The 23,001-nt window shown below is 41.8% G+C and carries 18 protein-coding genes and 2 tRNA genes; 8 read left to right on the plus strand and 12 right to left on the minus strand.

Annotation, left to right across the window (positions count from 1 at the left end; genetic code table 11):
* Positions 1 to 114 precede the first annotated feature (114 nt).
* Positions 115 to 1,266, plus strand: a complete 1,152-nt coding sequence (gene cfa, locus ACGF5R_RS00940; RefSeq protein ID WP_112875773.1) for a cyclopropane fatty acyl phospholipid synthase — start codon at positions 115 to 117, stop codon at positions 1,264 to 1,266.
* A 249-nt stretch (positions 1,267 to 1,515) separates the two neighbouring features.
* On the opposite strand, the gene ACGF5R_RS00945 is transcribed toward cfa, so the two are convergent.
* Positions 1,516 to 2,493, minus strand: coding sequence for a leucyl aminopeptidase (locus ACGF5R_RS00945; protein WP_112875772.1), 978 nt, complete (start codon positions 2,491 to 2,493; stop codon positions 1,516 to 1,518).
* Between the two features lie 532 nt (positions 2,494 to 3,025).
* Positions 3,026 to 3,703: a riboflavin synthase subunit alpha gene (locus tag ACGF5R_RS00950; RefSeq protein ID WP_387689279.1), complete on the minus strand. Its 678-nt coding sequence runs from the start codon at positions 3,701 to 3,703 to the stop codon at positions 3,026 to 3,028.
* Positions 3,704 to 3,928: 225 nt separating this feature from the next.
* On the opposite strand from ACGF5R_RS00950, the gene ACGF5R_RS00955 reads away from it, so the two are divergent.
* The 4 genes from ACGF5R_RS00955 to pykF all read left to right on the plus strand — a co-directional run bounded on the left by ACGF5R_RS00955 (position 3,929) and on the right by pykF (position 7,654).
* Positions 3,929 to 5,302: an MATE family efflux transporter gene (locus ACGF5R_RS00955; protein ID WP_112875770.1), complete on the plus strand. Its 1,374-nt coding sequence runs from the start codon at positions 3,929 to 3,931 to the stop codon at positions 5,300 to 5,302.
* 171 nt (positions 5,303 to 5,473) lie between these two features.
* Positions 5,474 to 5,550 (plus strand) — tRNA-Val (locus tag ACGF5R_RS00960).
* A 29-nt stretch (positions 5,551 to 5,579) separates the two neighbouring features.
* Positions 5,580 to 5,656, plus strand: a tRNA-Val gene (locus ACGF5R_RS00965).
* A gap of 588 nt (positions 5,657 to 6,244) precedes the next feature.
* Complete coding sequence (pykF, locus tag ACGF5R_RS00970; protein WP_387689282.1) at positions 6,245 to 7,654, plus strand: pyruvate kinase PykF; 1,410 nt, start codon at positions 6,245 to 6,247, stop codon at positions 7,652 to 7,654.
* 282 nt (positions 7,655 to 7,936) lie between these two features.
* On the opposite strand, the gene ACGF5R_RS00975 is transcribed toward pykF, so the two are convergent.
* On the minus strand, positions 7,937 to 8,788 hold the full coding sequence (locus ACGF5R_RS00975; RefSeq protein WP_112875768.1) for an enoyl-CoA hydratase-related protein: 852 nt from the start codon (positions 8,786 to 8,788) through the stop codon (positions 7,937 to 7,939).
* A gap of 440 nt (positions 8,789 to 9,228) precedes the next feature.
* Between ACGF5R_RS00975 and ACGF5R_RS00980 the strand changes: the two genes are divergently transcribed.
* Entirely contained in the window at positions 9,229 to 9,465 is a 237-nt protein-coding gene (locus tag ACGF5R_RS00980) for a major outer membrane lipoprotein (RefSeq protein ID WP_036805405.1), read from the plus strand.
* Between the two features lie 109 nt (positions 9,466 to 9,574).
* On the opposite strand, the gene ACGF5R_RS00985 is transcribed toward ACGF5R_RS00980, so the two are convergent.
* The 7 genes from ACGF5R_RS00985 to sufA all read right to left on the minus strand — a co-directional run bounded on the left by ACGF5R_RS00985 (position 9,575) and on the right by sufA (position 16,549).
* Complete coding sequence (locus ACGF5R_RS00985; protein WP_262979988.1) at positions 9,575 to 10,651, minus strand: L,D-transpeptidase family protein; 1,077 nt, start codon at positions 10,649 to 10,651, stop codon at positions 9,575 to 9,577.
* A 239-nt stretch (positions 10,652 to 10,890) separates the two neighbouring features.
* On the minus strand, positions 10,891 to 11,307 hold the full coding sequence (sufE, locus tag ACGF5R_RS00990) for a cysteine desulfuration protein SufE (protein WP_387689286.1): 417 nt from the start codon (positions 11,305 to 11,307) through the stop codon (positions 10,891 to 10,893).
* Between the two features lie 37 nt (positions 11,308 to 11,344).
* The gene (sufS, locus tag ACGF5R_RS00995; protein ID WP_387689289.1) at positions 11,345 to 12,583 is read right to left on the minus strand and encodes a cysteine desulfurase SufS; all 1,239 of its coding nucleotides are present in this window, start codon (positions 12,581 to 12,583) and stop codon (positions 11,345 to 11,347) included.
* Positions 12,580 to 13,893: a Fe-S cluster assembly protein SufD gene (sufD, locus tag ACGF5R_RS01000; protein ID WP_387689292.1), complete on the minus strand. Its 1,314-nt coding sequence runs from the start codon at positions 13,891 to 13,893 to the stop codon at positions 12,580 to 12,582. Before sufD ends, sufS begins: the two co-directional genes overlap by 4 nt.
* Positions 13,868 to 14,614, minus strand: a complete 747-nt coding sequence (gene sufC, locus ACGF5R_RS01005; RefSeq protein ID WP_112875763.1) for a Fe-S cluster assembly ATPase SufC — start codon at positions 14,612 to 14,614, stop codon at positions 13,868 to 13,870. The genes sufD and sufC overlap by 26 nt, the downstream gene beginning before the upstream one ends.
* 57 nt (positions 14,615 to 14,671) lie before the next feature.
* Complete coding sequence (gene sufB / locus ACGF5R_RS01010; protein WP_387689295.1) at positions 14,672 to 16,168, minus strand: Fe-S cluster assembly protein SufB; 1,497 nt, start codon at positions 16,166 to 16,168, stop codon at positions 14,672 to 14,674.
* Positions 16,169 to 16,180: 12 nt separating this feature from the next.
* Positions 16,181 to 16,549 carry a Fe-S cluster assembly scaffold SufA gene (gene sufA, locus ACGF5R_RS01015; protein ID WP_262979983.1) on the minus strand — a complete coding sequence of 123 codons (369 nt, stop codon included), beginning with the start codon at positions 16,547 to 16,549 and terminating at the stop codon, positions 16,181 to 16,183.
* 883 nt (positions 16,550 to 17,432) lie between these two features.
* On the opposite strand from sufA, the gene ACGF5R_RS01020 reads away from it, so the two are divergent.
* Positions 17,433 to 17,591 (plus strand): Hok/Gef family protein, encoded by a 159-nt coding sequence (locus ACGF5R_RS01020; RefSeq protein WP_112875903.1) that lies wholly within the window; start codon positions 17,433 to 17,435, stop codon positions 17,589 to 17,591.
* A gap of 429 nt (positions 17,592 to 18,020) precedes the next feature.
* On the opposite strand, the gene ACGF5R_RS01025 is transcribed toward ACGF5R_RS01020, so the two are convergent.
* Positions 18,021 to 18,437 (minus strand): hotdog fold thioesterase, encoded by a 417-nt coding sequence (locus tag ACGF5R_RS01025; RefSeq protein WP_112893949.1) that lies wholly within the window; start codon positions 18,435 to 18,437, stop codon positions 18,021 to 18,023.
* Positions 18,434 to 21,493 carry an FAD-binding and (Fe-S)-binding domain-containing protein gene (locus ACGF5R_RS01030; RefSeq protein ID WP_387689298.1) on the minus strand — a complete coding sequence of 1,020 codons (3,060 nt, stop codon included), beginning with the start codon at positions 21,491 to 21,493 and terminating at the stop codon, positions 18,434 to 18,436. Before ACGF5R_RS01030 ends, ACGF5R_RS01025 begins: the two co-directional genes overlap by 4 nt.
* Positions 21,494 to 21,716: 223 nt before the next feature.
* On the opposite strand from ACGF5R_RS01030, the gene ydiK reads away from it, so the two are divergent.
* Positions 21,717 to 22,826, plus strand: coding sequence for an AI-2E family transporter YdiK (gene ydiK / locus ACGF5R_RS01035; protein ID WP_112875758.1), 1,110 nt, complete (start codon positions 21,717 to 21,719; stop codon positions 22,824 to 22,826).
* Positions 22,827 to 23,001: the final 175 nt, after the last annotated feature.

The raw sequence follows: 23,001 nt of genomic DNA on the forward strand, positions 1-23,001 counted from the left end.
TTAAGGTTTTTTACTTTGATTCTTTGTTATTTTTTGCATTTTGCGTCTTAGCATCCTGCTTTGCTAGCTAAAACGAGCTCCTCAATATTCCATCACCCTAACGTTGGAGAGTATATGAGTTCACCCTGTATTGAAAACCCGAAAACAGCCATTAACTCCTGGCAGAGAATTACCAATGAGATGCTAGAAGAAACCGGTATTCAAATTAATGGTCACAATCCTTATGATATCCAGATAAAAAACCCTAATTTCTATAAAAGAGTTTTACAACAAGGTTCGATGGGATTAGGTGAAAGTTATATGGATGGCTGGTGGGATTGTGAGCGGTTGGATATTTTCTTTTATCGCGTTTTACTCGCTGGATTAGAAAATAAAATGCCTAATAATTTCAAAGACACGCTGAGAATCGCAATAACCCGCTTACGTAATCTGCAAACGCCAAAACGGTCATGGATTGTCGGTCATCAACATTATGATTTAGGAAATGATCTTTTTACCCGTATGCTTGACCCTTATATGCAATATTCCTGCGGATACTGGAAACAAGCTAAAACACTGGAACAAGCTCAGCTTGATAAGTTGAAACTCATCTGCGAGAAATTAGCACTCTCTCCAGGTATGACTCTGCTGGATATTGGCTGTGGTTGGGGTGGGCTATCGGCTTATGCGGCTAAAAATTATGGTGTTTCCGTAACAGGTATCACTGTTTCAGCCGAACAACAGAAATATGCACAGAAACAATGTAAGAATCTAGATGTAAAGATCATTTTGAAAGACTATCGGGATTTACATGAACAGTTCGACAAAATTGTTTCTGTCGGTATGTTTGAACACGTTGGACCTAAAAATTATGCAACTTACTTCGACGTTGTTCAAAGAAACCTAAAACCTGATGGCTTATTCCTGCTACATACTATTGGTTCCAACAAAGCTAAAGTCAGTGCTGACCCGTGGATCAGCAAATATATTTTTCCTAATGGCTGCCTGCCTTCTATTGAGCAAATAGCCCACACCAGCAAAAGCCGTTTTGTTATGGAAGATTGGCATAACTTTGGCGCAGATTATGACCGCACATTGATGACCTGGCATGAAAGATTTATTGCCTGCTGGCCTGAAATAGAAAATAACTATAGTCCAACATTTAAACGCATGTTTAGCTATTATCTGAATGCCTGTGCAGGTGCATTTCGTGCTCGCGATATCCAATTGTGGCAGATCATATTCAGTCTAAAAGGTATTGAAGGCGGGTTACGAGTAGCCCGATAATTAACCAAAAGCTACAGGTTTCCACTGTAGCTTTTATACCCGTTATCTTTCAAGTTGCCTCTTTGTTGGCTGCACTCGCTCACCCCGGTCACATAGTTTGCTATGCTCCCGGGGATTCTCTCCCTTGCCGTCGCGATGCATCTTGAAATCCATTGGGTATAGTCAATGTAACAAACATATCCATGTTTAACTCTAAATATTAAAAGGGAAATTCCTATGCTAACTTTAAAAAGATCGCTCTGTTTTTCACTAACGGAAATCATTCACATAACCATTATCAAAGAAGACTGTTTGATCAAATGCTATTTTTCCACCAGAAAATATCAAATCTAAATGATGACTCCCTTTTACACCACCACCCAAACCAAGATGTAAACCAGGATGTCGTTCTTCAAAACCAGCATTTCTGCCATAAAGCGCTTTCACACCCATGTTAGTCCCAATACCAAACTCTTCAACAATTCGGTTTCCGTGATTATGGTTTAGGTATAAATTAAAATCCCGACTAAATTCATCATTTTCGCAATCAAACCCAATAATTTCACCCTCTTTTATATTTATAGTCATCATATCATTGACAACCCCATACTTTATGGCAAAGGGGGCCGTACTCAAAAAAGTACCACTAAAGCTGACACTACCGTTAAGGCTCTTTATATGGCTTGCTATTTCCCCAGGAATAACATCAATATTTCCACTGCCATCAATGGAAGTCCACTTATGGTCTTTTTCTAAATAACCTACAATCGAGTTCCCTTTATTATCTGTATATTGAATCTTCTGTGATCGACTTGATAATTCAATAAGTTTTTTGTTCCTTTCTGTTATTGATGCTGGTGGCTCGCTGAATGCTTCAATGAAATGCGGGCCATAATCTTTAAACAATACAGATTTCTTCCATGATTCAGTAATAAAGCTTCTTATTTTGGTTAGATATTCTGGCCCTTGTGGAGATGCATTCTTTAATGTTGATGATGCGTAAAGAAAAATAAACAAATCACAATCAGATATTTTTTGTTTTACATCGTTCGGTGATGTTTTTTCTAAAAAAGCAAAATCAGACTTTACATCGAAACTCTTCTTATGCACATGCATCTTTTGCGCAATATCGCTATGCTCAGTATCAGATCCGATAAATATTTTTATACATTCATCATTTCTTACTTTACCCGAAATCGCAGGATGATATGATAAACAACGATACATATTCTCAAGACTTTTATCCATGAGGACAATCCTGTTTATTTTTAAGTAAGGGGCGACTCCCCTTACTTATCTATTTATTATACCCGTTATCTTTCAAGTTGCCTCTTTGTTGGCTGCACTCGCTCACCCCGGTCACATAGTTACCTATGCGCCCGGGGATTCACTCCCTTGCCGTCGCGATGCATCTTGAAATCCATAGGGTATATAAAGAACCTTAATTATAAAAAACCGTTAAGGCCAAAGTGCGGTACCAAAAGGTACAACAGCTTGTGCATTCATCATTTCAACAGCATCATCGTGTGTAGGTTCTTCAAGCCATTCATCTAACTCAATCGGGTTTTCCATAAAAAAGTAGCCTCTAAAAATATCATCACGGGGATTAACCTGCACTTTACGAGAAAGAGCATTAACACAATAATAACAACATTAATTATATTGATTAACATAATATGTTAAACACTGCAACACAAATCACAAAAAGGAGCATCGATGGGTTCAATGCTCCCTTTTAGCACACGGTTAATTCTGTTCGAAAGCGACAATCGGAGTCTGCCTATCGCTCCTCATTTATTGCGCATTCTTCCATGAATGTCTCCGGTTGCTGAGAGACAACCTGTTCCCGCTCTTTCTGAGCAAGAACACGCTCCACAGTATCAACAATCGCTTGAGTTTGTGAATCAATCTCAATATTAACCCTCTGACCAAGACGTTTCTTACCTAATGTCGTACGTTCCAGTGTTTCAGGAATAAGGTGAACACAAAAACGATTATTAACCACATCGCCAATTGTCAGGCTAATTCCGTCGATGCCGATAAATCCTTTATGCAAGATATATTTCATTAATTGCTTATCATGGATACGGAACCATATTTGATGATTATTTTCTGAAGTGAAAATTTTAGCTATCTCAGCAAACGTGATGATATGACCGGACATCAAATGTCCACCAATTTCATCCCCAAATTTAGCCGCCCGCTCCAGGTTCACATAATCCCCTGGCTGTAAATCACCAAGATTAGTCAGACGTAGAGTCTCTTTCATCAAGTCGAAACTAATCTCATCGCCTTCTATTTTGGTTACCGTCAGACAACAACCGTTATTGGCAACTGACGCCCCTGTTTCAATACCTGGCAATAATTCAGCCGGGAATTTAACAACATGAGTCCGAAAATTACTTTTTTCATCAATAGCAACCAAGGGTGCTTTTCCCTGAACGATGCCCGTAAACATAGAAGAACCTCTTAATGACTGTGTATAATTATTAATTAGTTTATATCAAGTTGTCATTGATAAATACCACCTGATCATTTGAATATAAACTCAGCATTATTATTGCAATATAGTATTAAATAGATACAATACTCCGGTTAGTAAGCGGTTGATTTTTCGAAAATCGTTTCTTATATACAGATGTCTTTCTTAATATTTTCTACTTTAATAAAAAAGGTGTAATGCGTGCAGAAGTATTTAAAAGAAGCGCGTAGTTTGCTCGCTCTTGGGATTCCCGTCATTATTGCTCAATTTTCACAAACTGCAATGGGGGTTGTGGACACCGTTATGGCGGGTAGCGTCAGTGCAACAGATATGTCCGCGGTTGCTGTTGGCACCTCGATCTGGCTGCCCGTTATCTTATTTGGTTACGGCTTACTATTAGCTTTAACACCCATTATTGCGCAAATGAACGGTTCTGGTCGCAGGAATCTCATTGCTAACCAAACTCAGCAAGGATTCTGGCTGGCGATTTTTCTCTCCATTATCATTATTGCTATTCTATACAACAGCAAGTTCCTGATTGACAGGCAACACAATATAGATCCACTTTTGGCAGAAAAAGCGGTTGGATTTATCCACGCAATAATGTGGGGTGCGCCGGGCTATCTGTTTTATCAGGTACTGCGTAATCAATGTGAAGGTTTATCGAAAACCAAACCAGGCATGGTAATTAGTTTTTTAGGATTATTGATTAATATTCCGATTAACTACATATTCATTTATGGTAAATTTGGCGCGCCCGCTTTAGGTGGTGTCGGCTGTGGTGTTGCTACCGCCAGCGTTTACTGGGTCATGTTCCTGCTAATGCGTTGGTATGTGAAACGTGCATCATCACAAAGGGATATCCGCCCTAAACATCGCTTCGCCGCACCAGAATGGCATATTTTGAAACGCATTTCAGCTCTCGGCTTACCTATTGCGATGGCAGTATTTTTCGAAATTACATTATTTGCCATAGTGGCATTACTGATCTCTCCTTTAGGCGTTACTGCTGTTGCAGGGCACCAAATTGCACAAAATTTTAGTTCATTAATGTTTATGTTCCCAATATCTTTGGCCGCAGCAACCACTATCCGCGTTGGCTATAATTTGGGGAAAAAATCTATCGAGAATGCCCGGATATCAGCCTATACCGGAATTATGGTTGGTTTGGTATTTGCTTGTTTAACCGCAACTTTTTCTATCATTCTGCGAGAGCCGATCGCCTTGATGTATAACGACAATCCTGAAGTTATCACCATGGCATCACATCTGATGCTATTTGCCGCGCTTTACCAATTATCTGATGCCATACAAGTGGTAGGGGCTGGTGTTTTACGTGGATATAAAGATACGCGTTCTATCTTTTATATCACTTTTATCGCTTTCTGGATTCTGGGGCTACCAAGCGGTTATATCTTGGGATTAACCGACTATATTGTACCCGCTATGGGGCCACAAGGGTTCTGGATCGGCTTTATTATTGGCCTGACTGCATCAGCAGTAATGATATTTGCCCGTATTTCATGGACACAAAAACAACCAGATGAGGTAATTTTACAACATTCAACCCGCTAATTTACTTTACTATAAAGCCGGGGATGAATACTTAACTGTTGGAATAAACGACAAACTCACTGTGACAGATGCAAATACGAACAGTTGAGCAATAATTTGTATTATTCCCCTTGCCAGAAGGCTAGCTCACCGTTAATATTCGTCCCCGTTGTCACCAATGCAATTTAGATTGCGTCCGTAGCTCAGTTGGTTAGAGCACCACCTTGACATGGTGGGGGTCGGTGGTTCGAGTCCACTCGGACGCACCAATTGCGTAGTGATTACATCGGTTTACAGTGCGTCCGTAGCTCAGTTGGTTAGAGCACCACCTTGACATGGTGGGGGTCGGTGGTTCGAGTCCACTCGGACGCACCAAGTCTACAGATGGATCTTCTTGTTTTTATTATCTCTTTTCTTGGTTTTGCTTAATTTATTTCCCACGTCAAAATACACTGTTGTTTGTTTACAGACAGTTTGAGCAATGCGCGATAACTCTTCTCTGTTAAGATCTGCATCATTTTTCCTGTTTACCGTTATAATTAATTCATATATACCCTATGGATTTCAAGATGCATCGCGACGGCAAGGGAGTGAATCCCCGGGAGCATAGCAAACTATGTGACCGGGGTGAGCGAATGCAGCCAACAAAGAGGCAACTTGAAAGATGACGGGTATAATCATTTTTTGATTCATTTCACAGAAATAAGTCTCTATAATACGGCGCAATTTAGAGTTGAATGGTTTCAGCTTATTGATTTGCCGAACACGGAAAAGTTACAGATTATCGTATGTATAAGCTCGCATAATTACATGTGCCTAACCTCACACGAAAAACACCGCATGTCTTCCCCGCCACTTGTTCTTAATGATGTTGCGCAACGTTCAACACCACATGGTATCTGCGCAAACCATAAAGTTGGCGATTCACTATTTTATCCAATTAAAACCTGTAGATAGATTGTCATGAAAAAAACTAAAATTGTTTGTACTATCGGACCAAAAACAGAATCCGAAGAAAAACTAGCCGAACTGTTGAATGCTGGCATGAATGTTATGCGCCTCAACTTTTCACACGGAGACTATGAAGAGCACGGCCAGCGTATTCAAAATATCCGTTCAGTTATGACTAAGATAGGTAAACAAGCCGCTATTTTGCTGGATACTAAAGGCCCTGAAATCCGAACTATGAAACTGGAAGGCGGTAACGATGTCTCTCTAACCGCAGGTCAGACCTTCACTTTTACTACTGACACTTCCGTTATCGGTAATAAAGACCGTGTTGCTGTCACTTACAATGGTTTCCCTGCGGATCTGGCTCCCGGTAATACCGTGCTAGTTGATGACGGCTTGATCGGCATGACAGTTAAAGAAGTCACTAAGTCAGAGGTCATTTGCCAAGTTTTGAATAACGGTGACTTGGGGGAAAATAAAGGTGTTAATCTGCCGGGTATTTCCATCAACCTGCCTGCCCTGGCTGAAAAAGATAAGCAAGATTTGATCTTTGGTTGCCAACAAGGTGTTGATTTCGTCGCCGCTTCTTTTATCCGCAAACGCTCCGATGTTCTGAAAATCCGTGAACATCTGAAAGCGCACGGCGGTGAAAATATTCAAATCATCTCTAAGATTGAAAATCAAGAAGGTCTGAACAATTTTGATGAAATTCTGGAAGTTTCTGACGGGATCATGGTTGCTCGTGGTGATCTGGGCGTTGAAATTCCAGTTGAAGAAGTGATCTTCGCCCAGAAGAAGATGATTCAAAAATGTAATATCGCTCGCAAAGTTGTTATCACTGCAACTCAAATGCTCGATTCCATGATTAAAAACCCGCGCCCTACCCGTGCGGAAGCTGGTGACGTCGCTAACGCTATTTTGGATGGTACTGATGCGGTTATGCTTTCTGGTGAAAGTGCAAAAGGCAAATATCCAATAGAAGCAGTGACTATCATGGCAACGATTTGTGAACGTACAGACCGCGTTATGCCAAGCCGTATCGAAGCCGTCCATTGCCGTAACCTGCGCGTAACCGAAGCGGTGTGTCGTGGCGCTGTTGAAACAGCAGAAAAACTGGAAGCCCCTCTGATTGTGGTCGCAACCTATGGCGGTAAGTCTGCCAAATCCATTCGTAAGTACTTCCCTGGAGCCCCTATTTTGGCATTAACCACTAATGAAGTGACTGCCCGCCAATTACTACTTGTTAAGGGTGTTTTTACCCAAATTGTTAAAGAAATCGCCTCTACCGATGATTTCTACCGCATTGGTAAAGAAGCGGCGTTAGCAAGTGGCCTGGCGAAGAAAGGTGAAATCGTGGTTATGGTATCTGGCGCCCTAGTTCCAAGCGGCACAACCAATACATCTTCTGTTCACGTACTTTAATTTAATAGGTCGCTTTATTTCTGAAACACCGTAAATATAGCGGTGTTTCAGGATATTGAATATCTGATTTTCTCCGCCAATATGTTGCAATACCAAATTACTTTCCCAATCATCATACTCACAGATTTCTTTTCATTTTATGCTAGTTAATATTAATAATAATGCCATTCTCTGTTTTCTCGTGGTCAAAAAACGGCTTAACTCTCAACAATGATAATATTTTCCAGCACTACATCATTTGTGGAGAACCCTCTTTACATATCATCAACATCTTTGCCTTGATCATGGCTCATCGAAAGCTTTACCGACTTCGCTTAAGTTCTGGAACTCACCTTTTGTTCCCGTCGTTTTCGCTTGAATCGAGCACAGGATATCTTGACGACTAAAAATCGAAGCTTGCAAAAGTGCTGTTTGTTGCAACGATTCATAGACACCATGATCACGGCTATAAAGCATAGCCCGTTTAACCCCGTTAATAGCCACTGGAGGCCGATCAGCAATACGCCGGGCAGTCGCGAGAGCGCCTTCGATTAGTGTTTCCGTAGAAGGGAACACCTTTACCACCAGCCCCAAATCATGAGCCTGAACCGCACTCAACGTATCCCCAGTCAGAGCAAGATAGCGAGCCACACCACCAGGGATCAAATGTTGCAAACGTTGAAGAATACCTAAGTCAGCCATCATACCAATATTGGTTTCTTCTATACGAAACTTCGCATTTTCAGCAGCAAAACAAAAATCGCACGCAGCAATTAAATCAAAACCTGCACCAAGACAAGCGCCTTGTACTGCGGCAATAATGGGGAATCGGGCATGCTCCAATACGCTTATCGCCTCTTGCATTTGCAATAAGCTGAACTGCATCGCTTCCCGCTCATTAGGATTAGTCGTATTAGCCTCTTTGCTAGAGGCAAAGATTTGCAAGTCAAGCCCACCACAAAATGTGTTTCCCTGTGCAGAAATCACCATTGCCCGCACTTTACCTGAACGACTGAGTTGCTCTACTGTTTCAGGAAATCGTTTCCAAAACCCAAGCGCCAAACTATTTGCCTTTTCAGGACGACTGAGTTGTAAATGGGCGACTCCGTTGTCAATGCTGATGTTAAAATATTCGTTAGATTGATCAGTTAACATAACAAACTCCTCTTACCAGTTTGAATTTGAGCCTAGGATTCAACCTGAACATTGTCAAGTTATTCATCTACAATAAGATTCAGTTAACAAATTTGTTTTAAGAGAAACCCTAAATTTATGTATAAAAAATGGCTTCATTAAATAGATGTCCCGATGGTTCAATAGATGCAAGATGTCCAAAATGTTGTATTTTTTATTTATAAGAATTTTTAACTAAAATTATTTCGAAGAATATCATTCCCTCACGGAATAGGCTTTTTTTGATTAAAATGTTACTCAACGGTTTTGTTTTTTTACATTTAGATGAAAATTATCTGCTCACTAAAGAGAAAAATTGAAATAATTGGTTTTCATGATAAAAATTTATTCTCTTTCTAAAAAACTTTGTGTAATACTTACATGGCTACTTGGAGATTAACTTAAATCTAGAGGGTATTATAATGAATCGTACTAAAATTGTACTGGGTGCAGTAGTTCTGGCTTCTACTCTGTTGGCTGGTTGTTCAAGCACTGCTAAGGTTGACCAACTGACTTCTGATATTCAGACTCTGAATGCAAAAGTTGATCAACTGAGCAATGACGTGAACGCAGTACGTACTGACATTCAAGCCGCTAAAGACGATGCAGCTCGTGCGAATCAGCGTCTGGATAATCAAGTTCGTTCCTACAAAAAATAATTTTTTGTAATTATGTACAAAAATGGCGCACAGTCCATCTGTGCGCCATTTTTTATCATCGGATTCTGTTAGATAAATATTTGCAGGCTTCTTTGTCCGCAATAAAATATTAATTTTCCCGATAGATTGGCCCAGGTTGATATAACGGTGGTAATTTAAACGGTTCAGATACATCTTTATTCACCGCTTGTTCTACACCTTTAACATCATCATCTTCCACCTGTACGATATTCTCTTCTCGCAACTCCTGTTGTGTTTCAGACTCTATGCCTTTACTTACCAGCACCGGCATACCAGAACGACGTACCATCGCTTGTTCAACAATATTCTTATCTGTCTTGCTATTATCAATGAACTTGTTCAAATTGGCTGAGCGGACAATAGGTAATGTCTGTGGATCATCATCCTCTTTTTTAGACAATGGCTGATGTACTTCAATATAACGCTTACCATTTGGTTCTACAGAATACTTAACCGCCTCATTGATAATCTGTACTCGTGTTCCACGGGGAACAGCATTGAATAGCGCTTCAATATCATCAGGACGCAAACGAATACAGCCCGAACTCACCCGCATACCAATACCAAAATCAGCATTAGTGCCGTGGATCAAGTATTCTCCGCGCCCGGCAGCTAAGCGCAACGCAAATGCGCCCATTGGGTTTTCCGGGCCAGCAGGAACAACCGCAGGTAAGATAACCCCCTGTTCAGCATAATGTTTACGGATATTCTTAGTCGGCGTCCAAGTTGGATCTTTAATTAGCTGACTAACAGATGTTGTCATCACTGGCGTATTACGACCGAGTTGCCCAATACCAATAGGATAAACGATGACTTTGTTTTTCTCTTTAGGGAAATAGTAGAGTCTGAGTTCTGCTAGGTTAATCACAATCCCCTGCCTCGGTGTATCAGGCAACAACATTTGTGATGGAATAATCAGTTCAGAACCCTGAGCAGGCAAATAAGGGTCGGTACCTGGATTAGCTTCCAGCATTGCCAGTAAACCAATTTCATATTCGGCAGCAATGGCCTCTAAAGAACGTCCATCATCGGGTACGACCAATGTCGTATTTTCGCCAATTAAACGGCTATTGGCCGCCGCTGGCAAAATATATTCTGTGGCGCTAACGGTGTTAGCTAACCCACTTAACAATAACACGCTAATAAACGTTAAAACTCGTTTCATGCTTGCTTCCTGGAATGACTTCTGAATGTTATCGAATAAATTTAAGTATATACCCTATGGATTTCAAGATGCATCGCGACGGCAAGGGAGCGAATCCCCGGGAGCATAGCGAACTATGTGACCGGGGTGAGCGAGTGCAGCCAACAAAGAGGCAACTTGAAAGATAACGGGTATAAAAGGTTGAAGCCTTATTGGCCGTATATATTATCAGTAGCTATAGAAACGCGTAAGACTGGTATTTAAACCATTTTACTTGCCCTGTTTCGGATAGCACATATCATCGCATGTAACCCCTGCGTGCGTGAGAGAGTCAGATGTTGCTCCAAAGATAATTTGCCAAAATATTCAGTTACATCCAAATCCAGAATCTCCTGGGGTGTTTTATCCTGAAACAAGATAAAGACAATCGCAACCAACCCTTTAACAATAGCGGCATCACTATCACCAATAAATTCCACTTTATTTTGGTGATTTGTTCTTAGCAGTATCCACACCTGACTCTGGCAACCTGCGATTAAGTTCTCAGGTTGGCGTTGTTCGTCAGTAAGAGGAGGCAACTTCGCCCCCAGTTCAATCATATAGAGATATCTTTCTTCCCAATTCTGGCAACGGGAAAAATTACGTAACAATTTATTTGTGTCGGGCCAACTTGCCATGACTTTTTCCTTATCACTCTTTTGATCTATAACTAGTTCAACCCAGTAACAATTCTATTCTCTGCAATGCAACAACAAGCGCATCAATATCTTCTTGCGTAGTATAAATCGCCAATGAGGCCCTACACATGCTGGAAACGTGATAATGTTCCATCAAAGGAAGGGCACAATGATGCCCGGTACGGATCGCTATTCCATATTGATCAAGGAAACTTCCCACATCATAAGCATGATGTCGGCCAAGGTTGAAAGCAATAACCCCCTGACGTTGCTCAGGACCATACCATTTCAGGGTTCTGACCTCTTTCAGCCGTGCCATTGCATAATCCATCAGTGCCTGTTCATGTTGCTGAATTTCATCCAGCCCAAGTGAAGTGACATAATCGACAGCAGCACCAAGCCCAATAATTCCCGTAATATTTGGGGTTCCCGCTTCAAATCGCCACGGTGGTTCTGCATAGGTTATCCCCTTTTGCAGGCTAACCTGTTTTATCATCGCGCCACCCCCTTCCCAAGGTGGCATAGCATCCAGCAGGGATTTACGCCCATAAAGCACACCAATGCCTGTTGGACCATATAATTTGTGACTGGAAAAAACATAGAAATCGCAGTCCAGATCCTGCACATCAACTTGCTGATGCATAATAGCCTGAGCGCCATCGACCAGAATAGGTAACCGACTCCCCTGCTCATTAGCTAGTTTTCTTGCCTGTTTTATGATTTGACGTACAGGATTCACTGTACCAAGCACATTAGAGAGGTGAGTAAAAGAGAGTAATTTAGTCCGTGAATCAATCAAAGAGGCTAAGACGACTTGATCCAACTCGCCATTCTCATTCAATGGCCATACTCTAATTTCAAACCCAATCTGTTCTGCCAGCATATACCACGGAACAATATTGGCGTGATGTTCCATTTCAGTAATAACAATATTATCGCCATTATTGATAAACTTGCGGCCATAACTGTTAGCAATCAGGTTAATCCCTTCTGTCGTACCTTTAACGAAGACAATCTCTTCATGACTTTGAGCATGAATAAATTGCGCCATCTGGTAGCGCACATTTTCAACCATCCGAGTAGCCACAGAGCTCAGGGTATGAATTCCCCGGTGAACTGCCGCATACTGGTGCAAATAAAATTCACTTTCTCGTTCAATAACCGAAACCGGCTTCTGAGTGCTGGCAGCACTATCAAGATAAACCAATGGATGCCCATTAACCCGTTGAGTTAACACCGGGAAATCTTGCCGCACCTTTTTTACAGAAAAAGTCATCTTTCCACTCTCGCTAAACGGTGCTTAATATGTTTCATAACAACGGCCTTCAGGGATTCATCTTCAATAGATTCAGTTAGCTCAGCAGCAAAAGCAAATACCATCATATGCTCTGCATCACGTCGTTCGATACCGCGTGATTGCAGATAAAACAGTTGTTCTTCATCTATCCGACCAACGGTTGCACCATGACTGCATTTCACATCATCAGCGTAAATTTCCAGTTGGGGTTTGGTATCCACTTCTGCCTGTTTGCCCAACAACAAATTGTTATTGGTCATTTGTCCGTCAGTTTTCAATGCATGAGGAGCCACTTTAATCATGCCGTTAAATACCGCTTTGCTCTGATCCATCACAATGGTTTTATGCAACTGACGGCTTTCACAATGCCCCTTATTATGTTCCAAATAAGTACGAGTATCGGCGACCTCTTTTCCTTGCGGCAACAGTAAGCTGTTCAACGACAGATTGGCCCCTTCGCCATTCAACTTAACACTGGTATTGTGTCGGCCAAGCCCTGAGCCTAATAAAAAGCTGATGCTTTTTACTTGAGCATCACGACCAATCACAATATCGTTATGGGCAAAGTGATAGCTTGCACTGTTCTCAACCCCCAGTTTTATATGGGCGAAATGGGCATTATCCTCCACTTCCGCAGTTAATCGGCTTCCTGTCATATGAGGTTGTTGTCTATCAATACTGACGAAATGTTCAATCACGCTGGCACTCGCATTCGTGCCTACGGCAATGTGGTAGCGGTAATGACTACTATTCAATGCTTCACTACTGTGACCACTGGTTATATTCAGCAGGTACAGCGGCTTTTCTGCCACTTGCCCAGCCTTTAATGTAATAACCAAAGGTTGTTGAGCCAAACTCTCTGTCAAATGCAGAAAAATCTCACCCTGTATCGGTGCCGGAAGCCCACTTTTGTTATCCAGTAAACTGAGCTGATATGGCCCAAATTCACAGGAACTCAGTAAAGGTGAAAAACAACCATCCACCATAACGACACGCCAACAATCCATTGGAATCGCCAGTTGTTCGCATTGTGCTACTGTCAATTCCCAAGTTTTGCTGCTGTATTGCTGATTTAACAATTTATCCAACGGCGTATAACGCCAATCTTCATGTCTGAATTGAGGAAAACCGGTTTTAATGGCTTTCTGCCAATGCAAACTGGCATGAGATGAATCCTCACCATGACGGCTGTGGTACAAATCAGCAAAACGTGCTAATGCTTGCTGATTACGTTCTGCAACCTGCCGCACCTTTTCAGCTTTTTCACTGTTGGTCAATAAGCCAGCCATAACCTTGCTCCTCCAACTTTTTCGCCAGACTGAAATCACCGGATTTAATTATTCTTCCCTGATAAAGCACATGCACAAAATCAGGTTTCACATAATCCAAAATACGTTGGTAATGGGTCACAATAATGAATGAACGATTTGGATCACGTAGAGAATTCACACCATTAGCCACAATTTTCAATGCATCAATATCCAGCCCTGAATCTGTCTCATCCAGAATACAGAGTGTCGGTTCCAGCGCGGCCATTTGCAGAATATCATTACGCTTTTTCTCACCACCGGAAAAGCCGACATTGACTGAACGTGTCAGCAAATCCGGCGGCATATCCAACAATTCAATTTTTTCTTCGATAAAATCGGCAAAATCAAAGCGATCCAGCGGCTCCTGATAGCGATATTGGCGAACAGCGTTCACTGCGGTTTGCAGGAAAAATTGATTACTGACACCCGGAATTTCTACCGGATATTGAAACGCCAGGAAAATCCCCTCGCCGGCTCGCTCTTCTGGCTCAAATCCAAGTAAATCTTTGCCTTTAAAGGTGATTTCACCATCATCGATTTCATACTCTTCACGGCCAGCTAACGTTGCTGATAATGTACTTTTACCGGAACCATTTGGCCCCATAATGGCATGAATTTCACCCGGTTTAACTTCAAGATTTAATCCTTTTAAGATTTCATTACCTTCAACACTGACTCGTAAATTTTTAATACTTAACATATTACATGCCTTCGAACGACTTAACGTTCTGTCATAAAAAAGGGAAACCGAGAAAATTCATCCGACGCTGTGTTCAAGGCTGATCGCCAGCAATTTTTGTGCTTCAACAGCAAATTCCAGGGGAAGTTCAGAGAACACATCCTTACAGAATCCATTAACAATCATGGAAATCGCATCATCTTCACTGATGCCACGTTGCAAGCAATAGAACAATTGATCTTCACCAATGCGGGAGGTTGTCGCTTCATGCTCCAGTTGCGCCGTATTGTTCTGTACTTCTACATAAGGGAATGTATGCGCGCCACATTCAGTACCAATCAACATGGAGTCACATTGGGTATAGTTACGAGCGTTTTCTGCTCCCGGTAATATTTTAACCAGCCCACGATAACTGTTCTGACTACGACCGGCAGAAATGCCCTTTGAAATAATGGTCGATTTGGTATTACGGCCAATGTGGATCATCTTGGTACCGGTATCTGCCTGTTGAGTACCGTTAGTCAGCGCAACGGAGAAAAACTCGCCAATCGAGTTATCCCCTTTCAGGATCACACTGGGATATTTCCAAGTAATTGCGGAACCTGTTTCCGATTGAGTCCAAGACATTTTGGCATTTTCGCCTTCACATAATGCTCTTTTAGTGACAAAGTTGAGAATCCCCCCGGCACTATCACCACCGGAAAACCAGTTTTGTACCGTGGAATATTTTACTTCGGCATCTTTATGGATAATCACTTCGACAACAGCGGCATGAAGCTGATAGCTATCACGCACCGGTGCAGAGCATCCTTCTATATAGCTGACATAACTGCCTTCATCAGCAACCAGGATAGTGCGCTCAAATTGTCCCGTTTTCGCAGCGTTGATACGGAAATAGGTGGACAGTTCCATTGGGCATCGAACGCCTTTTGGCACATAAACAAAAGTACCATCAGAAGCCACCGCGGCATTCAGCGCGGCAAAAAAGTTATCATGGCTTGCAACCACACTGCCGAGGTATTTACGGACCAATCCGGGATATTCCTGTATCGCTTCACTAAATGAGCAGAAAATAATCCCTTCTTTCGCTAACTTATCCCGATAGGTCGTTGAAACAGAAACGGAGTCAAAAATAGCATCTACCGCAACAGCTTCACCTTCCCGGACAGGAACACCCAACTTATCAAATGCTTCTTCAATTTCTGCGGTTAAATAGCTATTAGCTTGCTCCGCTCCTGTCCCTTGAACAGCACCAGATTGTGAATTGCAACTATCACCACAAGCACCGCATGAAGGTGCTGAATAGTAACTGTAGTCTTGGTAATCAAGATTGGGATAATGGGCTTTCAACCAATGAGGCTCTTCCATTCCTAGCCAATGGCGATAAGCCTCCAGCCGAAATTCAAGCATCCATACGGGCTCATTGCGTTTTGCGGAAATGGCCCGCACAACCTCTTCACTCAAACCTTTAGCTAACTCATCCGTCGCTACCTGAGTAAAGAAGCCTTCTTTATAACGATGATCGCTAAGCCAAGTCTGCACATCATCACTGATTTCTACATTGCTCTGAGACATATATTGGTACACTTATATACCAAAGCTTTCACCACACCCACAGGCATGTTGTGCTTTTGGATTATTGAATTTAAATATCTGATTTAAACCTTCACGAACAAAATCCACTTCAGTACCATCAATAAATGGCATGGCTTTCAGAGGAACATATAGACATGCACCTTCATTTTCATACCTCAGATCATCAGGTGCCGGATCGTTAACCATCTCAAACACATAGCCAAAGCCGGCACATCCCGATTGCTTAACCCCCAGATATAATCCTTTGCTTTGTGGGTTTTGCTGCATCAACTTTAGGATCTGCTCTGCGGCTCTCGCGGTGATGGTGATTCCTTGCCATGCAGTTTCATTCAGAGAAAAGGTTTCAACACTATTTGTCATAGTTGACCTCACATTTGTTCTATGGTCATTTTTGCCGCCGTTATCGGAGAACTCTACTCCCGTATAATGGTAATGATAACCTTTATCACTTCAACCATTTGTTTTAAGAGGATATACCTTAAGCAGATCGAATTTTATACAAATGCGATGATTTATGTTCATTTCATATGAAGGTATATCTTTAATTTACTGTTTTATCTATAAATTATTAGTTTGATCAATTGTGCTATTTTGTACTTATTGGCGTAAGACAAAAGCACAAAAAGTTCATCAAAAGCACTATTAATGCGAGCTTTCAGAGACACAGGAGAATGGCTCCATCCCCAGTATAAAAATAAAAGCCAGTCAGACAAAACTGATATAGTTAACCGAAAGTACAGAATGAAGGTTGCCATTATGATGATAATATATGCAAATAGAATTTCTGTTTAATTGAGGCAATTAATTAAACGCATTAATAAACAATTTTATCTATACCCGTTATCTTTCAAGTTGCCTCTTTGTTGGCTGCACTCACTCACCCCGGTCACATAGTTACCTATGCTCCCGGAGATTCGCTCCCTTGCCGTCGCGATCCATCTTGAAATCCATAGGGTATATATATTCCACTTCCAATATTCCTTTCTTTTTTATTAATAGTTTTACTAGCTGGTTAATTTAATTCAAAGGTATTACTTGACTATAATAAATATTTTCAAGATGTTGCATCTTATATCAATAAAAGTATACTGCCTCCGGGTGCTTGAGACTTTCTGTCTTGAGCATTATATTCCAGGCAGGAAGAGAAAAGCCCCATCCGACTATAAATCGAAATGAGGCTACTCCTAATGCTGAACAACATAAGGCTAGCCTCTTACCTGACAAAAAGCAAGGAGAGAAGGTGATGAAGCCGCAAAAAATCGCAATATTTAGTTTGATCATTATTTGTGTGACATTACTCCTGTTCACATGGATAACAAGGGGTTCACTCTGTAAGCTCCATGTCAAACGAGGTAATACAGAGGTTGCGGCAATTATGGCTTACGAATCCAGCAACAGGTAAGGCAACCTCAGGCGGGAGGTTTTTACTCCCGCCCTTTTAGATGTTGTTATGGCTTTAGTTCTCAGGCACCCTTTATATTTCAGTGGAATTAGACATTAATTAAAACTACTGAAATTTTAGCATTAATTGATATATACTGGCGTTTACAGATTTAAATAAAAATTTTCAATTAGATTTTTTCCTATCCCAATATTAATTCTTTTAATATCATTCACCACTTCTATTCCATTAGACATTTAAACTTATAGAACATATACAATCAACTCAAATAACCCATAATATTATAAAAATATCGATAAGCTCTATAAATATATATACTTCTTAAAGGTTATCGCAACTCAAGTAAGTTATCTTAAAAAATAACCTTTTCACTTAAATAGTAGGTTATTTCTCCATATCAATAACCTACTTTTATTTTTGTTTTATATTTTATCCAGGCAAAACTGATGTGGTTAACCGAGAGGTACAGCACAAATGTTGCCGCTCATCAAAAATATCAATTCGCCACACCTGGTGATTGCGGCCAATATGAATAGGTTTACATACGCCTTTCACTTCACCACTACGAACCGAGCGAATATGATTAGCATTGATTTCCAGCCCAACAACTTTTTTCTCACCTTCGGAACAGAGATACCCAGCTAAAGAACCGAGTGATTCTGCCAGCACAACAGATGCCCCGCCATGCAATAAACCAAATGGCTGACGCGTGCGATAATCAACCGGCATTGTGCCTTCAATATAGTCATCACCGATATGCGTGATTTTTATGCCCAGATGGCCCATCATACATTGGCTATTTACTTGATTCAGGCTATCCAGTCCAATATCACGTTTCCAAATCATGGGATTATCTCCAATAAAGCTTGCAACGGATGCTTAAGTACTTGCCCTTCTATCCTCTTAACCTGACTGCGGCAGGAATAACCGGAACTTAGACAGCGCTCCAATGGAAATTTCTGCAAGGCAGGTTGCCAGGATAACTTATAGATACCAATAGAGTGTTCTATGTTTTTGTTTTCATGACCATAGGTTCCGGCCATGCCACAGCAGCCTACACTGATATTATCCAGCTTGCTACCCAACCGATGGAAAATTTTTTCCCACTGTTGACTACTGCCCGGTAGCATAGTCACTTCGGTACAATGTCCAAATAGATACCATTTATCACCGGATCTTTCTTCATGGCCACTTTTCTCTGGTAAGGTATTAATCAACCATTCATGAACAAGCTGAACCTCAAACTTCCCACGCTGTTCTCCCAAAATTTCTTTATATTCGTCCCGGTAGCACAGTACCAGCGCTGGATCGATACCGACCATAGGAATACCCAACTCAGCAACCCGGTTCAGAAAATCTGACGTCTTTTTGGCCGTTTTAGCAAAACGGGATAAGAAGCCTTTGATATGTTGTGCTTTACCGTTTGGAGAAAATGGCAGCAATACGGGTTTATATCCCAATTTTTCTACCAAATAGGCAAAATCAGCCACAACTTTTGCATCGTAATAACTCGTGAACGGGTCCTGAACGATCAACACGTGTTCGTTACGATGAACTTGTTCCATTTTTTCAAGCTGTTCCAGTGTGGTCGAAAGTGCATAATGACCCGCCAGTTGTTGGTGCAGCGTCGGGCTGGATAACAAGGGTAAATCCACCATGCCGATAGTCCGGCAACTCAATTCTTGCATCCACGATTGTTTCAGGAAGAAATTAAAGACCCGAGGGACCTTAGCCATTAATGGCGTACTGCTTTCCGCACTCGCCACGATATGATCACGTAAAGGGCGAAAATAGCGGCCGTGATATAACTCAAGAAAACGTGCACGAAATGACGGAACATCAATTTTAATCGGGCACTGTGTTGAGCAAGCTTTGCATGCCAGACAACCCGACATTGCCTCTTTCACTTCGTGAGAAAAGTCATACTCCCCACGCCATGCCTGCCAGCTATTGCGAGTCTTTTCAATCAACCCACGCAAACTTGGTCGTTTTTGCTCTAATCCTTGTTTCAGTAGCGTCGGCTCCACCCCCTGTTCCGTCAAAAGGCGCAGCCATTCACGCACCAGTGTTGCGCGTCCTTTCGGCGAATGGATACGTTGCTGACTCACTTTCATTGATGGACACATCGGGCTTTTTACATCGAAATTAAAACAGAGCCCATTCCCATTACACTCCATAGCGCCACGGAATGTATTCCTAACATTTACCGGAATTGTCCGGTCATAAGTTCCTCGCTTAACAGCATCGACCTTCATCATAGGAGCATCAATCCCCATCGGCGGACAAATTTTACCCGGATTCAAGCGGTTATCCGGGTCAAAAGCAGCCTTAATCCGGCGTAATTCTTCATACAAGATGCTACCGAAAAATGCCGGGCTGTATTCAGCACGAAATCCTTTACCATGCTCTCCCCACAGCAAACCACCATAACGTGCCGTAAGACTGACAATTGCATCAGAAATCTGTTTCATCAGTATTTCCTGCTGAGGATCACACATATCCAACGCTGGCCGAACATGCAGCACCCCCGCATCCACATGACCAAACATACCATAATTGAGATGATGGCTATCCAATAGTTGCCGAAATTCCGCAATATAATCAGCAAGATGCTGTGGCGGCACACACGTATCTTCCACAAAAGGAATGGGTTTCGCCGCACCTTTACTGTTACCTAACAAGCCAACCGCTTTCTTGCGCATGGCATAAATACGCTCAATATCAGCTAACTCTCGGCAAATTTGATAACCAATAACCCCAGCTTGCTTGCTATCCATCAGTTCATCAAGGCGCTGACAAAGTGTTTCTACTTGCCGGTCTATCAAAGGTTGATCATCGCCACTGAATTCAACAATATTCAACCCCTGCATATCTTTGTTCGGAACATCAGTGATAAATTCCTTAACTGAATGCCAGACGATATCCTCACGCGCCAAATTCAGCACCTTGGAATCCACGGTTTCAACCGATAATGCCTTTGCCTCCACCATAAAAAGGGCGTTACGCAGTGCAGAATCAAATGAATCATATTTCACATTCACCAATCGCCTAACTTTTGGCAGCGGAGTAATATCCAAAACCGCTTCGGTAATAAAAACTAGCGTTCCTTCTGAACCGGTTAAGATACGACCTAAGTCAAATTTCCGCATATCGTCACTGAAAACATGGCGCAAATCATAACCGGTCAGAAAGCGATTAAGTTTGGGGAATTTTTCAACGATAAGTTCACGTTGTTCACGGCAACGACTAAGCACCGTGTTATAAATGCGACCGGTAACAGAATCCTCTTGCGCAATCGATTCCGCCTGGACTATATCCATAGCGCGGGTGTCAAGTAATTCCCCCCCTAATAGAACTGCCCGTAGGCTAAGAACATGATCAGAAGTTTTACCATAGACTAATGAGCCCTGACCGGATGCGTCAGTATTAATCATACCGCCCAATGTTGCACGGTTACTGGTTGAAAGCTCCGGTGAAAAGAAATAACCATATGGACGCAAATATTGATTCAGTTGGTCTTTAATCACACCCGCTTCAACTCTGACCCAACCTTGCTCCGGGTTAATCTCAAGAATGCGATTCATATAACGGGACATATCCACCACAATGCCGTCATTAAGCGCCTGGCCGTTTGTGCCTGTACCGCCACCGCGTGGAGTAAATGTCAAATTCTGATATTCTTTTTCACCTGCGACACGAGCCAGTAAAACCACATCGGCACTGGATCGAGGGAAAACGACAGCCTGTGGTAAGAGTTGATAGATACTGTTATCTGTCGCCATTGTCAGACGATCGGCATAACTACTGGCAACATCTCCGGTAAATCCTTGTTCCTTTAATGTATCCAAGAACTTCTGTGCGACCTCACTGACGTGCGGTGCTTGTGATATGCGTGGGATCATTATCGTTTTGACCCTTTTAAAATGAGTGTCCACATTGCTTTATTTATACTATCTTTGAATCAATGCCTTAATCAGCCGTAACCATTTACCACCGTTAACTGATTTGTCTGAGAAGGCAAGCGTTTACCTTATCATAATATTCACCTATTTTGAGTAACCTGTAGATAACATCCTATTTATTCATTATCTTTAGCGCCACTAAATCCCTGAGAGAAATTAACTTATGGACAAATCTCAACCGCATTACGACCTCCCCAAACTATTATTTACTTTAATTTTCCTATCATTGTTAATCGTTACCAGTTTTTGGGTGATAAAACCTTTTATCTTTGGTTTTGTCTGGGCAGGCATGGTTGTCATCGCCACCTGGCCATTATTAGAAAAACTACAGAACAGTTTGTGGGGTAAGCGCTGGATTGCTGTCTCCATCATGACGCTACTGTTAATCCTATTATTTGTGATCCCTATCGCATTACTGGTTAGTAGTTTATTGGAAAACAGCGCGCCATTAATCCAATGGGCTAAATCCCCCTCTCATTTTCAGATACCGACAATGACCTGGCTGAATAACATCCCTCTGGTTGGCGATAAACTATACAGCGGTTGGAACTCACTCATTACTGATGGTGGAAATGTTCTGATAGCTAAAGTCCAGCCTTATGTTGGAGAAGCAGCAACCTGGTTCTTTACTCAAGCAGCAAATGCCGGGCGTTTCGTATTCCATCTCGGTTTGATGGTGCTATTCAGCGTGCTCTTATATCTAAAAGGAGAACAGGTGACGATGAGCATTCGCCATTTTGCCATTCGCTTGGCAAATAAACGCGGAGATGCCGCCATCCTGTTAGCAGCACAATCCATCCGTGCCGTAGCGCTTGGAGTGGTGGTTACCGCATTGGTTCAAGCCATTATCGGTGGTCTTGGCTTGGCTGTTTCAGGCATTCCTTATGCTACATTACTGACAGTACTCATGTTTGTCTGTTGTGTCGCTCAACTCGGCCCATTACTGATTTTAGTTCCCGCTGTTGCCTGGCTTTATTGGACAGGTGATACAACCTGGGGAACCGTGCTACTGGTCTGGAGCGGTATCGTAACGACAATGGATGGGTTTCTTCGCCCATTTTTAATCCGTCTGGGCGCAGATTTACCTATGGTGCTAATATTAATAGGCGTTATTGGTGGAATACTCTCATTTGGCATGATTGGCTTATTTATCGGCCCCGTTGTATTAGCAGTTGCTTATCGTTTATTAATCGCATGGATGAATGAAGTCCCAGAACCTAAAAATGATTTAGCCGAAACTGAAAAATATCTGGAACAGAAATTTTCAGAATAAATTTGTATGATAATTAATTCTGACTTATATAGCGAAAGAGAGTTAGCTCTTTCGCTAAATCATAATCTCAATAAAACTTATCATTCTTCTGAGGTGCTGATTTATTAAATATCATTATTGTAAAGTAATTGTTAAAAAATCGTTAAATTTGGCTCATTATAGCCGTAAATAATAC

The sequence above is a fragment of the Photorhabdus sp. RM71S genome, assembly GCF_042879355.1.
Taxonomy (GTDB): Bacteria; Pseudomonadota; Gammaproteobacteria; order Enterobacterales; family Enterobacteriaceae; genus Photorhabdus; species Photorhabdus kayaii.